Annotated in this window: 13 protein-coding genes; 12 read left to right on the top strand and 1 reads right to left on the bottom strand. The window is 63.7% G+C overall.

The window, feature by feature from the left end:
- The first annotated feature begins 24 nt into the window (after positions 1 to 24).
- The 3 genes from PSH78_RS14885 to PSH78_RS14875 all read left to right on the top strand — a co-directional run bounded on the left by PSH78_RS14885 (position 25) and on the right by PSH78_RS14875 (position 4214).
- Positions 25 to 1446: an aldehyde dehydrogenase family protein gene (locus PSH78_RS14885; RefSeq protein ID WP_305495067.1), complete on the top strand. Its 1422-nt coding sequence runs from the start codon at positions 25 to 27 to the stop codon at positions 1444 to 1446.
- Between the two features lie 11 nt (positions 1447 to 1457).
- On the top strand, positions 1458 to 2807 hold the full coding sequence (locus PSH78_RS14880) for an aminotransferase class III-fold pyridoxal phosphate-dependent enzyme (RefSeq protein ID WP_305495065.1): 1350 nt from the start codon (positions 1458 to 1460) through the stop codon (positions 2805 to 2807).
- A gap of 81 nt (positions 2808 to 2888) precedes the next feature.
- Positions 2889 to 4214 carry a hypothetical protein gene (locus PSH78_RS14875; protein ID WP_305495063.1) on the top strand — a complete coding sequence of 442 codons (1326 nt, stop codon included), beginning with the start codon at positions 2889 to 2891 and terminating at the stop codon, positions 4212 to 4214.
- Positions 4215 to 4306: 92 nt separating this feature from the next.
- Here PSH78_RS14875 and PSH78_RS14870 read toward each other — a convergent pair whose 3' ends face one another.
- Positions 4307 to 5059, bottom strand: coding sequence for an IclR family transcriptional regulator (locus PSH78_RS14870; protein ID WP_305495061.1), 753 nt, complete (start codon positions 5057 to 5059; stop codon positions 4307 to 4309).
- A gap of 275 nt (positions 5060 to 5334) precedes the next feature.
- Between PSH78_RS14870 and PSH78_RS14865 the strand changes: the two genes are divergently transcribed.
- From PSH78_RS14865 to PSH78_RS14825, 9 genes are read left to right on the top strand one after another with little or no spacing between them, the layout of a single operon-like run.
- Positions 5335 to 6876 (top strand): acetolactate synthase large subunit, encoded by a 1542-nt coding sequence (locus tag PSH78_RS14865; protein ID WP_305495058.1) that lies wholly within the window; start codon positions 5335 to 5337, stop codon positions 6874 to 6876.
- 10 nt (positions 6877 to 6886) lie between these two features.
- Positions 6887 to 8377, top strand: a complete 1491-nt coding sequence (locus PSH78_RS14860) for an aldehyde dehydrogenase family protein (protein WP_305495056.1) — start codon at positions 6887 to 6889, stop codon at positions 8375 to 8377.
- A gap of 25 nt (positions 8378 to 8402) precedes the next feature.
- Positions 8403 to 9197: an SDR family NAD(P)-dependent oxidoreductase gene (locus PSH78_RS14855; protein WP_305495054.1), complete on the top strand. Its 795-nt coding sequence runs from the start codon at positions 8403 to 8405 to the stop codon at positions 9195 to 9197.
- 12 nt (positions 9198 to 9209) lie between these two features.
- Positions 9210 to 10250, top strand: a complete 1041-nt coding sequence (locus PSH78_RS14850) for a YCF48-related protein (RefSeq protein ID WP_305495052.1) — start codon at positions 9210 to 9212, stop codon at positions 10248 to 10250.
- 11 nt (positions 10251 to 10261) lie between these two features.
- Positions 10262 to 10711 carry a VOC family protein gene (locus PSH78_RS14845; RefSeq protein ID WP_305495050.1) on the top strand — a complete coding sequence of 150 codons (450 nt, stop codon included), beginning with the start codon at positions 10262 to 10264 and terminating at the stop codon, positions 10709 to 10711.
- Positions 10712 to 10725: 14 nt separating this feature from the next.
- Positions 10726 to 11328 carry an amino acid synthesis family protein gene (locus tag PSH78_RS14840; protein ID WP_305495047.1) on the top strand — a complete coding sequence of 201 codons (603 nt, stop codon included), beginning with the start codon at positions 10726 to 10728 and terminating at the stop codon, positions 11326 to 11328.
- Positions 11329 to 11354: 26 nt separating this feature from the next.
- On the top strand, positions 11355 to 12242 hold the full coding sequence (locus PSH78_RS14835; protein WP_305495046.1) for an alpha/beta fold hydrolase: 888 nt from the start codon (positions 11355 to 11357) through the stop codon (positions 12240 to 12242).
- A gap of 2 nt (positions 12243 to 12244) precedes the next feature.
- Complete coding sequence (locus PSH78_RS14830) at positions 12245 to 13852, top strand: bifunctional 3-(3-hydroxy-phenyl)propionate/3-hydroxycinnamic acid hydroxylase (RefSeq protein ID WP_305495044.1); 1608 nt, start codon at positions 12245 to 12247, stop codon at positions 13850 to 13852.
- Complete coding sequence (locus tag PSH78_RS14825) at positions 13849 to 14613, top strand: 2-keto-4-pentenoate hydratase (protein ID WP_305495043.1); 765 nt, start codon at positions 13849 to 13851, stop codon at positions 14611 to 14613. Before PSH78_RS14830 ends, PSH78_RS14825 begins: the two co-directional genes overlap by 4 nt.
- The last annotated feature ends 109 nt before the right edge of the window (positions 14614 to 14722 follow it).

The raw sequence follows: 14722 nt of genomic DNA, 5'->3' as shown, positions 1-14722 counted from the left end.
GGCAGCGCGTGAAAGGAAGGTTCCATGCACGATTATCAAATGCTCATCAATGGGCTCCCGGTCAACGGTGAAAATGGCCACTTCGATGTGCTCAATCCGGCCACCGGTACCGCGTTCGCCCGTTGCCCGGCCGGTTCCCTGGCCCAGTTGGACCTTGCTGTCGAAGCGGCGCAGTCGGCCTTTATCGAATGGCGCCACAGCAGCCACGAAGACCGCCGCCGACGCTTGCTCGATATCGCCGATGATATCGAGCAGGAGGCCGACGCATTGGCCCGGCTCATCGTCCTGGAACAGGGCAAGCCGCTGGCGCTGGCGTTCTCCGAAGTCATGGGCGCGGCGGCCTGGACCCGCTATGCCGCCGAGCAGCAGATTCCCATCGAACTGGTGGAAGAGACTCCGACCCAGCGCATCGAGCTGCATCGCAAACCCCTGGGCGTGGTGGCCTCGATCACACCGTGGAACTGGCCGTTCATGATCGCCGTCTGGCACATCATGCCGGCGTTGCGGGCCGGCAACTGCGTGATCAGCAAGCCTTCAAGCCTGACACCCTTGAGCACCCTGCGGCTGGTGGAAATCATCGCCGGTCATGTGCCTCATGGCGTGATCAATGTGGTGACCGGTGAACAAGGTTTTGGCAGCGCGATTACCTCTCACGCCGGCATTCAGAAGATTGTCTTCACCGGCTCGACCGCCACCGGCCAGAGTGTGATGCGCGGCGCCGCCGCCAACCTCAAGCGCCTGACCCTGGAGCTGGGCGGCAACGATGCGGCGATCGTGCTGCCCGGCACGCCGGTCGAGGCGGTGGCCGAGGATATTTTCCAGGCGGCCTTCCTCAACATGGGCCAGACCTGCGCCGCCCTCAAGCGTTTGTACGTCCATCAATCCCAATACGAGGCCTTTGCCGATGCGTTGACGCGCATTGCGGCGCGCCAGGTAGTGGGCGATGGCCTGGAGCCGGAGGTGACCTTCGGCCCGGTGCAGAACCCTGAACAATTGGCGCTGGTGGAGGCGCTGGTAGCCGATGCCCGTGGGCATGGCGCGCGGGTGCTGTGTGGCGGTGCGCGACTGGACCGGCCGGGCTTTTTCTACCCGCCAACCCTGGTCGCCGACGTCACCGATGGCCATCGCCTGGTGGACGAGGAGCAGTTTGGCCCGGTGTTGCCATTGATCGCCTATCAGGACGTCGAGGATGTCCTGCGCCGCGCCAATGCCGGCGACATGGGCTTGGGTGGCTCGGTCTGGGGCAGCGATATCGAGCAGGCCCAAGCATTGGCCAGTCGCCTCGAAAGCGGCGTGGCCTGGGTCAACTGCCACGCGCAGATCCAGCCGAATACGCCGTTTGGCGGCAGCAAGATGTCCGGGTTCGGCGTCGAGTTCGGCCTTGAGGGGTTGCTGGAATTCACCGGCCAGCAACTGCTGTACGTACGCAAGCGTGAAACACAGTGAGGACTGCAACCATGTACGAGCACTACAAGACAGCGCCAAAGAAATTCTGGCACCCGATGAGTTCATCGGCCCCCGCGAACCGCTCGAAGACATTGGTCATTGCCCGGGGCGACGGCAACTACATCACCGACATCGAAGGCCATCGCATGCTCGACGGTGTCGGCGGCTTATGGAACGTGAACGTCGGCCATAACCGTGCTTCGGTGAAGGCGGCCATCGCCGCGCAGATGGATGAGCTGGCGTATTACCAGACCTTCGACGGCATCGCGCATCCTCGGGTGTTTGATCTGGCCGAGCGGCTGACGTCGATGTTTGCCGAGGAAAACATGGAGCGGGTGCTGTTCAGTTCCGGTGGTTCCGATGCAGTCGAGACGGCGCTGAAAATGGCCCGACAATACTGGATCGCCAGCGGCGAACCCGGACGCACGCGTTTTCTGTCGTTGCGCAACGGTTACCACGGCGTGCACATGGGCGGCACCTCGGTGGGTGGCAACGGCGTCTATCACTACAATCACGGGCCGCTGTTGGCCGGCTGCCATTTGCTCGACACGCCCTGGCTGTACCGCAACCCCTGGGACTGCCGCGACCCGCAGGAGCTCACCGCCCATTGCATTCGTCAGTTGGAGGACCAGATCGCCTTGCTCGGTGCGCAGACCATCGCCGCGCTGATCGCCGAGCCAGTGCAGGGCGCCGGCGGCGTGATCGTCCCGCCGGCCAATTACTGGAAAAGCCTGCGCGAGGTGTGCGATCGCCACGGCATCCTGCTGATCGCCGATGAAGTGGTAACCGGCTTCGGCCGCACCGGCTGCATGCTCGGCAGTCGTGGCTGGGGCGTCGCGCCAGACGTACTGTGCCTGGCCAAGGGCATCACGGCCGGCTACGTGCCCATGGGCGCTACCGTGTTCAACCGGCGCATCGTCGAGGCCATCGAGAACGGGCCGGGTTTCAGCAGCGTGATCATGCATGGCTACACCTACAGCGGACACCCGACCGCCTGCGCCGCGGCTTTGGCGGTGCTGGACATCGTCGAGGCCGAAGATTTGCCGCGCAACGCCGGCAACGTCGGCGCCCAGTTGCTGGAGCAACTGCAACCGTTGGCTGAACGTCACGCGGTGGTCGGCGAAGCGCGCGGCAAGGGCTTGATGATCGCCCTCGACCTGGTGGCGGACAAGGCCACCCGTGAACCGCTGGACCCGGCCACCGGGCTGGCCTCGCGCGTCGCTGAGCATGCGCGCCGCGCCGGCGTGCTGGTGCGCCCGATCGGTAACAAGATCGTCCTCTCGCCGCCGCTGACCCTCACCTCCGATGAGGCCGGCTTGATGGTCGACGCGCTGGATGAGGCGCTCGCCAACTGCCGCTGACCTGACCCACCGGCATAGCGTGCTGCGCCGGCTCCCCTAATAAAAAACAGCCTGTAAAGGCGCACCACAAGGAGCTCAGCCATGCGGTCCCTAGCGCGTATGGAATTTTTCGGCAGTGGTCTTGCCTGCACGCTGGCGCTTTGCGCCGCGGGCCCGGTTCAGGCCTATGAGCTGTATGCCGATGACGACACGCACCTCAACGCCGACATGCTCGCGGTGTTCGGCCATTTCAACAGCCGCAAGAATTACGACGGTAGGTCCGGCGGTTCCACCTGGCGTGAGGGCTTCATCAAGTACGGATTAAGCGGCGACCAAGGCCTGGCCGGTCATGGCACCGCCTACGGCGCGTTCAACCTGGTCAGTTCGGCCACCTGGGGCGATGGTGACGCGGCCGGCAATACGCTGGGCAGCGAGCGCACGACGAAGATCGAAGACGCTTACCTGGGCTGGCGCTCCGCCGACCTGTTCCCGGTGCTGGGACAAGACGGTATCGATATCTCCGGCGGCCGCCAGGTGGTCAAGCTGGGCCGGGGATTCCTCATCAACGATGACGGGCCGAACCTGGGCAAAGGCCCGGCGGACGGGCGTTTGAACCGCGGTGGCGCCTATTACCTGGCCGCCCGGCATGCGTTCGACCAAACCGCCGTGTTGCGCCTGGGTGGGCAGGACGGGCTGCACGGCAGCGTGCTGTGGCTCAAGTCCGACAACCGCGCCCAGGCCGACACCGAATTGGCCGCCGGTACGCTGGACTACACCACCCGGGCCGGTACGTTGGGGCTGACCTGGGTACATGGCTTGGACGTGAACGACCGCTGGGCCAGTGATTTCCAGCGGCAGCGCAAGGGCATGGACGTCTACAGTATTCGCGGCGAGGGCAATGCCGGCATCGAGAACGCCAGCCTGGCCTTCGAATACGCCTGGCAAGACAAGGACGCCGGTCCGCAGAACGCCTGGTACGCCGAGGCCGGCTACACCTTTGCCGATATCGCCTGGACGCCGAAGCTGACCTACCGCTACACCCGTTATTCGCAGAAATGGGGCTCGCTGTTCACCGGCCAGAGCAGCGGTTACGGCACCTGGTTCCAGGGCGAAGTCGCGGGGAACTACGCCGGCCCGTTCAACAGCAATACCGGCATCCACCATCTCGGCCTGACCGCCAGGCCATTGGAGAACCTGACCCTCGGTGCGTTGTACTTCGACTTCAACACGCTGCGTAAGGACAACGCCGTGAACTTGGATGCCCGGGAGCTGGACCTGTACGCCGAGTGGGCGGTGAACGAGCACCTGATCATCACGCCGCTGGTAGGCCTCTACAAACCGGATCGGGATGCGACAAACGGCGGCAATCAGGTGAGCGGTAACGGCACCAACCTATACAGCCAGGTGACGGTGGCGATGCCGTTTTGAGTTTTGGGGATGTTTGCAAAACCCTGTGGTGAGGGGATAAATCCCCTCGCCACAGGGGTTGTTTCACTTGAGAAATACAACGTTCCCGGCGTTTAGCCGACAGCGGGCGGATTTTGCATTCGTTCGGCAATCCGCCGGGTGGTGTCCATGACCATTTCAATCACGGTTTCCTGGCGCAGCAGCTTGAAGCTGTGGGTGCTGCCGACGGCCGAAAGGCTGCCCACCACTTCATCGAGCCCGGGATTGATGATCGGCGCCGCGATACCGGTCAGCCCTTGGTTGAGCTCATCGTGCGTCAGGCAATAGCCATCCTTGCGGATCTTTTTTGTCGCCTTGGAAAAACCCGCCCAGTCGTAGGTGTTCGCGGGATCGTTGGCCAGGTGCTCGTCGAACAGGCGTTGCAGCCGCCGACCTTTCTGGAAAGCAATCAATACCTTGGATTGGGCACCGCGAAAAAACGGCAGCGGGTGGCCGCGGCCGAATGAGAACTGGTAGGTGTCATTCGGGTCGGCAATGTAGGTATTGATGATGTGACCGTCATAAAAAACGCTGGCGAACACGGCAAGGCCGGTCTGTTCGGACAGCTCATGCATCAGCTCGCGCCCGGCGACGAGGATCGGGTCGTACTGACGCATCATCCAGTCAAGCTCGATGATGCGCGGCCCCAGGCCGTAGCTGCCGGCATCCACCCGGGTCAACAGGCCCGCATCACACAAGTCCTTGACGTAGCGGTACACGGTCGCCCGCGACAGGCCCATGCGTTCGGCGATGGTGTCGGGGTCGATCTTCAGTCGATCCGGGCCGAAGAGGTCCAGGACGCTCAGCATTTTGCTCAGGCTGCTCATTTCGCTCCTAAAGGGGGAGTGGCGCGTAGGTGGCCGTTTGGGTGAGCACTATAGGTAGGCGCGTCGCTGATGAAAAGCCTGCGAGATCGTCCATGCGTGCGCTGCCAAGGTAACTCAATGCCTGAGAAATACAAGCCTCAGGGTCGACGTTTAAGCTTTATAAAATCACATAAATCTCAAAATACGAGTTTAATGATAAAAAAATAACTTGTTTTGTCGATTTTCATATGTGATAAATCTCAGCCACTGCAAACGCTCGATGAAGAGGGCTGGAAATGAATGGTGCGCAACTGATAGTGAAGGCGGCGGTGGCAAGCGGTATCGAGTACTGCTTCGCCAACCCCGGGACGACCGAGATTCCCCTGGTGGCGGCCATGGCCAGCGCGCCAGCCCTCAAGCCGGTGTTGTCGTTATTCGAAGGGGTATGCACCGGTGCCGCCGATGGTTACGGCCGGATTGCCGGCAAGCCGGCGATGACCCTGACCCACCTCGGGCCGGGCTTTGCCAATGGCATCGCCAACCTGCACAACGCCCGTCGCGCCAACACGCCGATCGTCAACGTCATCGGCGACCACGCCTCATGGCACGTCAATTACGATCCGCCGCTGGCGAGTGATATCCAGGCGTTGGCCGGGAGCGTATCCGGCTGGGTGCGCACCTCGCGCACGGCAGCGGGCATCGGCGAAGATTTCCAGGAAGCGGTGCGCGCCGCCTGGCAAGCCAAGGGCCAGATCGCCAGCCTGATACTGCCGATGGATCTGCAAGCCAGCCCGGTGCAGCGGGAGAAAGCCTTCAGCTCTTTGCAGGCCCCGGTCCGGCGCTTTGCCGGTGATCGGGTCGAGGCAGTAGCGCGGGCGCTGCGTGACGGTCGGCGGCTGGTGTTCATCGTTGGCGACCAGGGCCTCTCGGTTGCCGGCCTGGAAGCGGCGGGGCGCCTGGCCCGGTTGGCCGGCGTGCGGATGTTCGCCGAAACCTTCCCGCGCTTGAGCTATCGCGGCGGTGGCCTGCCGGACCTGGATCGCCTGCCTTACTTTCCCGAAGTGGCCATCGAAATCCTCGACCAATACGACGCCGTGGTCTGCGCCGGCGTCCCCGAGCCCATCAGTTATTTCGGCTACGAAGGCATTGCGTCGCGACTGGCGGAGCGTGAGCGGCTGTTGTGCCTGGCCGAGGTGGGCGACGACGTTGCCGAAGCGCTCACGGCACTGGCCGATGCGCTTGAGGCGCCGGCGCATATACCTACGCCGATCGGGATCGAGCTGCCCGCCGCCGAGGCTGAACTGACGCCTCAGTCGGTCGGGCAGGTGCTGGCCGCGTCGCTGCCGGACGACAGTATCGTTTCCGTCGAAGGCGGCACGTGCGGTTATCCGTTTTTCACCGCCTCGGCCCATGCCGCGCGGCATCGCGTATTGACCAATACCGGCGGCGCCATTGGCCAGGGGATTCCGGTGGGATTCGGCGCCGCCATGGCCGAGCGGGGCAACAAGGTATTCTGCCTGCAATCGGACGGCAGCGCCCAGTACACCATCCAGACGTTATGGAGTATTGCCCGCGAACAATTGCCGGTGGTGATCCTGATCGCAGCCAACCATCGCTACGCGATTTTGCAGAACGAACTGCGCCGCTTCGGCATGACCGAGCTGGGCCCCGAGGCCCTGAGCCTGACGGTGCTGGACCGTCCACGCATCGACTGGAAAGCCCTGGCCAGAGGCTACGGCATACCGGCCAGCACGGTGCATACCAATGGTGAGTTGCAGCGCGCCCTGGCTAACGCCAAGGCCGATGGCGGCCCGTGCCTGATCGAAATGGCGCTGTGAAGGAGCGGATATGAGCCAGATCCAATTGTTACCTGCCGTCGAGCAGTTCCTGTCGCAGCCGGGGCACCTGTTCATTGGCGGCACCTGGCAGGACGCCGCCAGCGGCCGCCGGTTCGCCGTGGAAAACCCGGCCACCGAACAGACCCTGGCCGAAGTGGCCGAAGGCGCTGAGCGGGACGTCGACGCCGCCGTCGCTGCCGCCCGCGCAGCCTTCACCGGCAGTTGGGCGCAGCACTCGCCGGCCCAGCGCGGCCTGTTGCTGTTTCGTCTGGCGGAGTTGCTCGATCAGCATCGCGAAGAGCTGGCGCAACTGATCACCCTGGAAAACGGCAAGCCGATTGCCACGGCCCGTGGAGAAGCGGCGAGCGCGGCCAACATCATTCGCTACTTCGCCGGCTGGCCGACCAAGATCGAAGGCAGCACGCTGCCGGTGTCGCCCGCCAGCGGCGCACCGATGCTCAACTACACCCTGCGCGAACCGGTGGGCGTCTGCGCATTGATCGTGCCGTGGAATTTCCCGTTGACCATGTGCGTGTGGAAGCTCGGCCCGGTGCTGGCGACCGGTTGTGTCGCGGTGCTCAAGCCCGCCGAACAGACGCCCCTGGTTGCGATTCGCCTGGTGCAGTTGATCGAGGCCGCCGGCTTCCCGGCCGGCGTCGTCAACCTGCTCACCGGCCTCGGTGCCCAGACCGGCGCACCGCTGGCCGGGCATCCGGACGTCGACAAGATCGCCTTCACCGGCTCGACCCAGGTCGGCCGGCTGATCGCCCAGGCGGCCACCGGCAACATGAAGAAGGTCTCCCTGGAGCTGGGTGGCAAGTCGCCGAACATCATCTTGCCGGACGCCGATATCGTCCGGGCCGCCAAGGGTGCCGCCGACGGCATCTTCTACAACCAGGGCCAGGTCTGCACCGCCGGCTCGCGTCTCTACGTACACGCCAGCGTCCTCGACCAGGTGCTTGAAGAACTCCAGCGCCACGCGGCCGCGCATGTCCTCGGGCCAGGCCTGGACCCGGCCAGCAGCATGGGCCCGCTGGTCTCGGCCCGGCAATTGGGCACGGTCCGTGGCTACCTGCAACGGGGCCAGGAGGAGGGCGCCGAACTGATCTGCGGCGGCGATCGGCCAGAACACCTGGAGCAGGGCCACTTCATCCGCCCCAGCGTTTTTCTTGACCGTGCCGAGCGCGCCTGCGTCGCCCGGGAGGAAATCTTCGGCCCGGTGCTGACCGTCATGAGCTGGACCGAAATCGACGAACTGGTACTGCGCGCCAACGACTCGCCGTACGGGCTGGCGGCCGGTCTCTGGACCCGTGACCTGCGTTCCGCCCATCGCGTGGCCGCGCAGTTGAAGGCCGGGTCGGTGTGGATCAACTGCTGGAACGTCGTCGACCCGGCGTCGCCCTTCGGTGGCTACAAGCAATCCGGTTGGGGACGGGAAATGAGCAAGAACGTGATCGATGCGTACACCGAAACCAAAAGTGTCTTTGTCGATCTGGCCTGAGCGAATAATCACAAGAGGAACTGCTATGGATCTGGAATTGCAAGGCCGCGTGGCAATCGTCACCGGCGGTGGGATGGGCATCGGCAAGGAAGTCGCGCGTTTTCTGTCCCAGGAAGGCTGCAAGGTAGTGATCTGCGCGCGGCGCATGGAGTATCTCCAGCAAGCCGCCGAGGAGATCACCGCCGAAACCGGCAACCAAGTGCTGCCGTTGTTCTGTGACACCAACCAGATGTCGGCCGTGTCCGACATGGTCCAGGCCGCCCACAAGCACTTCGGCCGGATCGACATCCTGGTCAACGGCGCCGCGGCCCCGTCCGGCGTGGTGCGCAACGACATCGAGCATGCCGGCGACGACGAATTGCTCTCGGACCTGAACACCAAGGTGATCGGCTATTTTCGGTGCGCCAAGGCCGTGACCCCGCACATGAAGGCCGGCGGCTTCGGTCGCATCATCAACATCGGTGGCCTGACCGGGCGCGGCAGCAAGGTGCTCTCGGGCATGCGCAACCTGGCCATCGCCCATATGACCAAGACCCTTTCCGATCAGTTGGGCCCATCCGGCATCACCGTCAACCTGATTCACCCCGGCGTGGTGGACACCCCGCACATCCAGGAGCTGTACGAGCGCGAAGGGGTCAAGCAGGGCAAGACGCCTGAGCAGGTGGAGCAGGGCTACATCGACGCGACGCCGATCCGGCGCACCCTGGCGCCGATCGAAATGGGCTGGCTGATCGGTTTCCTCGCGTCCCCCAAGGCCGGCGCGGTGACCGGCGAATCCATCGGCATCGATGGCGGCCTGACCCGTGGCATCTTCATTTGAGGAGCAGCAGTGATGAGTAACGGAACGCTTTTAGTCGCCACCGTAGGGCAGGCGGTCATCCGCAGCGCCGACGATGGTCGCACCTGGCATCGCCTGGGCCTGGGCCAGGACCTGGAATTCGATGCAATCACCCGGTCCCTGAGTTTCCACCCAGGCACTCCCGAAGTGATCTACGCCGGCACCGACGTCGGCCTGTGCATCAGCCGGGATGCCGGTGGTTATTGGCAGCGGGTGGATTCGCCGTTCAATGGCGAAACCGTCTGGAAGGTCGCCGTGGATCCGCAGGACGCACAACGCATTTTCGTCGGCACCGGCGCGCCTTCCCGGGCGGTGCTGTGGCGCACCCTCGACGGTGGCCAGAGCTGGGATCGTGCCCCGGTTGAGATCCCGGAGTTCTGCGACGGCGTCAGTCGTCCACGCTTGCTGGCCTTCGCCTACGACCCGACGGATCGCAACCAGCTCTGGTTCGGCCTGGAAGAGGGCGGGCTGTTTCACAGCCGCGATGGCGGCGACAACTGGACCCGCGTCGATGACCGCTTGCTGTGGGACTACAACTCGGATGTGCACAACATTCTGGTCCTGCCCAACCATGGGCAAAAAGTCATCGTGGTGGTCTGCGTCAACGCCGTCTACCGCAGCCTCGACGAGGGGCAGACCTGGACCGGCATTGTCGCCCGGGAAACCTTCGGCCTGTATTACGTGCGCGCCATGAATGCGCCGCTGGGCAGCGAGGACACCCTCTACCTGAGCATCTCCGACGGCACGCCAGGCACCACCAGCAAGGTGCTGGTTTCCCGGGACGCGGCCTTGAGTTGGCAAGTGTTGCCGCTGTCGCAACAACCCAACTCGTGTGTCTGGGCGATTGCCTTCAACCCGACTGGCCCGCGCCAGATCGTCGCCGGCACCAAGTACGGACACCTGTTCACCTCCGAGAACGGCGGTGATGGCTGGCAGAAGCAGTGGCGTGAATTCAGCGAAATTGCTGATGTGCTCTGGACGCCCGCCGTGGCGCAGATCAAGTCCGGGCATCAATCCATCGTCAAGAAAAACTGAGGTATCGCGCGATGAAAGTCGAGGTCGTTCGTACTCATCTATCGCTGTTCGTGAGTGACCCTGAAGTGTCGGCGCGCTGGTACGCCGATGTGTTGGGCATGCATGAAAGTGCCCGCGGTGAAAGCTGGATCATGATGGCCTTCGGTGCCAAGCACCACGACATCGCCCTGATCCGCGCAGCACCGGGGGCCCATCAGGGCGGCCTGGGATTGCAGCACTACGGGCTGGAGATCGCGGGTGACATGACCACCCTGCGCCAGCTCTACGGCATGTTGCTGAACAAGGGCGTCGAGGTGGTGAAAATCACCGATCACGAGATCGGCAACGGCGTGTATTTCAACGACCCCGATGGCAATCGCATGGAATTTTTCCTCGAGTCCGAACACGACGACGAGCGCGGCAAGGCCCGCTTCAAGGCCGCTGGCGCGCCCAGCCGGCACTTCGATCTCGACCCACTTTGAAAGAGGCTTCCGTTATGAAAACCGCGAATTTCGCCAGCTACCACATCCGCAAATGGTACAGCTTCGTCGAGGAAACCCTGGCCAACGAAACCGGCCAGCTCGCCGATGGCGAGCCGTTGTTCAAATACGCCATCGGCGCGGTGATCGCCAATCCTTATGCCGGACGCTTCAGCGAGAGCCTGGTCGAGCTGATCGAACCGTCACCGTTGTTGGGCGAGGAATTTGGCCGGCGTATCCAGGCACTGGCGGGCGAGCGGCACATTATCAGCTACGGCAAGGCTTGCCTGGTGGGCAGCCAGGGTGAGTACGAACACGGCAATGCGTTACTGACCAACCCGGCGGCGGACCCGATTCGCCTGGCCTTGGGCGGCGGCAAATCCTGGGTGCCTTCCACCGGCAAGCGCGGTGGGCCTGGTTCGACTATCGATGTGCCGCTGGCCCACAAGGACGCGCTGTATGTGCGTTCGCACTACGACAGCATTTCGCTTTCGTTCGGTGACGGTCCTTCAGCGGACGAGTTGATCATCATCTGGGCCTTCGCCACGCGCGGACGTCTGCATGCGCGTCTTGGCGGCCTCCAGGCAGCGGACGTCAAGGGTAACGACGGCCTGTACTGAAGCGCGCTGATCGCGGGAGCAAACGTATGTCGGCAAACAGCCAGTTCTTCACCAATCGGACGGGGATGCGCCTGCGTTATGTGCGCTGGGGCAACCCGTCAGCAACTCCGGTGCTGCTGCTCCATGGGCTGCGCTCCTACGCCCGGACCTGGGCGCCGCTGGCCGCTGCGCTGGGCGAGCAGTACGCCTGCCATGCGCTGGATCAGCGCGGCCGTGGCGAGAGTGACTGGGCCGAGGCGTCCAGCTATCGCACCGAGAGTTATGTGAGCGACCTGGAGGATTGGGTGGCTCATCTGGGCCTGGAGCGTTTTGTCCTGGTGGGCCATTCCCTCGGCGGCGCCAATGCGCTGGAGTACGCCCGGCTCAATCCCGGGCGACTGCACGCGCTGGTAATCGAGGACATCGGCCCCGGTTCGTCGATCCGTGGCGAGGGCGCCGAACGTATCCGCCGCGAGATGAGCCAGACGCCGCTGGTGTTTCCCGACTGGGACAGCGCCGCGCAGTTCTGGCGGCAGTCGCGACCAGGTCTGTCGGCCGATGCGCTAGCGTCCCGATTGAGCTTTTCCATGAAGCAGACGCCGACGGGCATCGAATGGCGTCATGATCAGAAGGGCATTGCCGAGGCGCGCCTGAGCATCACCCCGACTGATCTGTGGCCCGCGGTGCGGGCGCTGGACTGCCCGACGCTGTTCATCCGTGGCGCACGTTCGGATTTTCTGCCGCAGGCGACCCTGGCGGCGATGAAAGAAGCCAATGCGCATGTGCAGACAGCAGAAGTCGCCGATGCCAGCCATTATGTCCATGACGACCAGGGCGAAATCTTCAACCGTATCGTCGCGGACTACCTGCGCGGCCAACTTCACAAGCAACTTTCGCAAGCAACTTTCGCAAAACAACAAAAAAGCGGTGAATAGCGATGAAGCAGGACAAAACCCAGGTGGTCATCGTTGGTGGCGGCCCGAACGGGATCACGGCGGCGCATTACATGGGGCTGTACGGGATCGACTGTATCGTCCTTGAACTGGCTGACGGCATCCTGCCGTATCCGCGCGCCGTGGGCATGGACGATGAGGCGCTGCGCGTGCTGCAAGGCATCGGCATTGCCGAACTGGCCGCGCGGGACATGATCTGCAACGTGCCGCTGCGTTACTACAACGCGCGGGGCGTGTGTTTTGCCGAGGTCAAGCCAAGCGCGGCCCATTACGGTTGGCCGATGCGCAATATCTTCATGCAGCAGTTGCTGGAAACGACCTTGCGCGCAGAGCTGGGTCGGCACGCGGGCGTCGAGCTGCGTCAAGGCCATGAAATGCTCGACCTGGAGCAGGATGAAGCGGGCGTGACCTTGCAGGTGCGCGACGCCCAGGGTGAGCTGTATCAGTTGAGCGCACAGTACGTGATCGGTGCCGATGGCGGCCGCTCCAGCGTGCGCAAGAAACTCGGTATCGAGCTGCTGGGGCTGACCCATCCGCGCAAATGGGTGGTGGTCGACACGGCCAACGACACCCTGGATGCGCCGTACACCGCCCTGCATGCCGATCCCCAGCGGCCCTTCGTGTGCATCTATTTGCCGTACCAGCAACGTCGTTGGGAATTCATGCTGCTGGAAGGCGAGGACGAGGCCCGCATGTGCGAAGAAACAACGATCCGGCAGCTGATCCGTGGTCATATCGGCGATGCGGTGGATCAGCTGGAAATCATCCGGATCCGCGCCTACACCCACAACTCGCGAGTGGCGGCGCGGTTTGTCGCCGGCCGCGTGGCGCTGGTGGGCGATGCGGCGCACATTTCCCCGCCCTGGGCCGGGCAGGGACTCAACTCGGGCTTGCGTGACGTGGTCAACGTGGCGTGGAAACTGGCGGCGATCCTCCAGGGCCGGGCATCACCGGCGATTCTCGCCAGTTACGACCAGGAGCGTCGTGGTCATGCGACGGACCTCATCGCGCTGGCCGACAACATGGGCGCGGTCCTCGGCCTGACCAACCCACTGATGGCCGGCGTGCGGGACTGGTTGTTCCAGGCGGTGAACAGCGTCGACAACCTGCGCTCGCACTTGCTGGAGTTCAAGTTCAAACCCAAGGCGACCATCACCAAAGGCCTGGTCTACCACGAGCGCGCCGAGCTGCACGAGGATGACTTGGTCGGACAATTGTTCATCCAGCCTTCAATCGAAGATGCCCAAGGGCAGCGTCGACAGCTGGACGAGGTGCTGGGACATTCCTACGCGGTGCTCGGTTATCGGGTCAATCCGGCCGCGCACCTGGGCGAAGAAACCGCGGCCTGGTGGGCGCGCTGGGAGACGCGCTTCATCCAGATCAATCGTTCGCGCAGTGGCGCGGGGCGCAACCAGCCCTTGGCGGCCGAAGGCGCCCTATGCATTGAAGACGTTGATAATCGTCTGGGTGAGTGGTTTGCCAGGGTGCGCGATTGCATCGTGGTGGTGCGGCCGGATCGGTTTGTCGCGGCGATCACCACGCCCGAGCGGCTTGACGGCGTGTTGCGCAAACTGGCGGAGCAACTGTCATGAGGCGTGAAGATGATCTTTTGGTCCGGCTTCACGACGCCGCGCAGGCGGTACATGCCTTGCCTTCATTGGAACCACAGGCTTTCGATTTACCGAAGGGCTACGCCTTGCAGCGCGAGGCGTTGCGCCGACGCCAGGCCGACGGAGAGCAGTTGAGCGGGTGGAAAGTCGCTTTCGCCGGCCGCGCGGCGCAGCAACGCTTCGGGCTCGATGAGCCGGTATTGGGCGGCTTGACCGATGCCATGGCCGTGGAGCCCGGCAGTGCGGTGGCGCTTGCACGGCTGATCCAGCCGAAGCTGGAAATCGAACTGGCATTTGTCCTCGGGCGTACGCTGGAGCCCGGTTTTTACAGTGACGAGGACCTCCTCGCCGCCGTGTCGGAGGTCGCGCCAGCGTTCGAGATCGCCGATTGCCGCTGGCAGGGCTGGCGTTTCGGTGTCGGCGCGTTCCTGGCCGACAATGCCGCCGCGGGGCTGTACTGCCTGGGCCCACGGGTAGGTTTTGATCCCGACCGACTGTGCGAAGTGAACTATCGCCTGGTGTGTGACGGGGTGTCTTGCGGCGAAGGTAACGTCCTGGCGCGTGAAGACACTCCGGTGGCGAATCTGTGCTGGCTGGCGCGGCGCTTGCTGGCCGACGGGCAGCGCGTTGAGGCGGGGCAGGTGGTGCTTTCCGGGTCTTTATTGGCGCCCCTGGATATCAGGGCCGCTGAATACCGCTTGCACATGCTTGGCATGGAACTGGCTTTGGTTTTCCACCGATAAGAACAATTCTCTCAAGGACACGATGAGCCCGTGGCGAGGGAGCTTGCTCCCGCTGGGCTGCGAAGCAGACCCCTTTTTGTGAGCGCTTCGCACTGGAGCGCCAGCCCGG

It is taken from the genome of Pseudomonas sp. FP198, from assembly GCF_030687895.1.
GTDB lineage: Bacteria > Pseudomonadota > Gammaproteobacteria > Pseudomonadales > Pseudomonadaceae > Aquipseudomonas.
The sequence above is the reverse complement of the archived record's forward strand: the minus strand, read 5'-3'. Positions and strand labels throughout refer to the sequence as shown.

Coding starts and splice junctions, on each gene's coding strand:
- PSH78_RS14855 (WP_305495054.1), top strand. CDS start 8,403: ATGGATCTGGAATTGCAAGGCCGCGTGGCAATCGTCACCGGCGGTGGG.
- PSH78_RS14875 (WP_305495063.1), top strand. CDS start 2,889: ATGCGGTCCCTAGCGCGTATGGAATTTTTCGGCAGTGGTCTTGCCTGC.
- PSH78_RS14835 (WP_305495046.1), top strand. CDS start 11,355: ATGTCGGCAAACAGCCAGTTCTTCACCAATCGGACGGGGATGCGCCTG.
- PSH78_RS14870 (WP_305495061.1), bottom strand. CDS start 5,059: ATGAGCAGCCTGAGCAAAATGCTGAGCGTCCTGGACCTCTTCGGCCCG.
- PSH78_RS14830 (WP_305495044.1), top strand. CDS start 12,245: ATGAAGCAGGACAAAACCCAGGTGGTCATCGTTGGTGGCGGCCCGAAC.
- PSH78_RS14880 (WP_305495065.1), top strand. CDS start 1,458: ATGTACGAGCACTACAAGACAGCGCCAAAGAAATTCTGGCACCCGATG.
- PSH78_RS14860 (WP_305495056.1), top strand. CDS start 6,887: ATGAGCCAGATCCAATTGTTACCTGCCGTCGAGCAGTTCCTGTCGCAG.
- PSH78_RS14840 (WP_305495047.1), top strand. CDS start 10,726: ATGAAAACCGCGAATTTCGCCAGCTACCACATCCGCAAATGGTACAGC.
- PSH78_RS14845 (WP_305495050.1), top strand. CDS start 10,262: ATGAAAGTCGAGGTCGTTCGTACTCATCTATCGCTGTTCGTGAGTGAC.
- PSH78_RS14865 (WP_305495058.1), top strand. CDS start 5,335: ATGAATGGTGCGCAACTGATAGTGAAGGCGGCGGTGGCAAGCGGTATC.
- PSH78_RS14885 (WP_305495067.1), top strand. CDS start 25: ATGCACGATTATCAAATGCTCATCAATGGGCTCCCGGTCAACGGTGAA.
- PSH78_RS14825 (WP_305495043.1), top strand. CDS start 13,849: ATGAGGCGTGAAGATGATCTTTTGGTCCGGCTTCACGACGCCGCGCAG.
- PSH78_RS14850 (WP_305495052.1), top strand. CDS start 9,210: ATGAGTAACGGAACGCTTTTAGTCGCCACCGTAGGGCAGGCGGTCATC.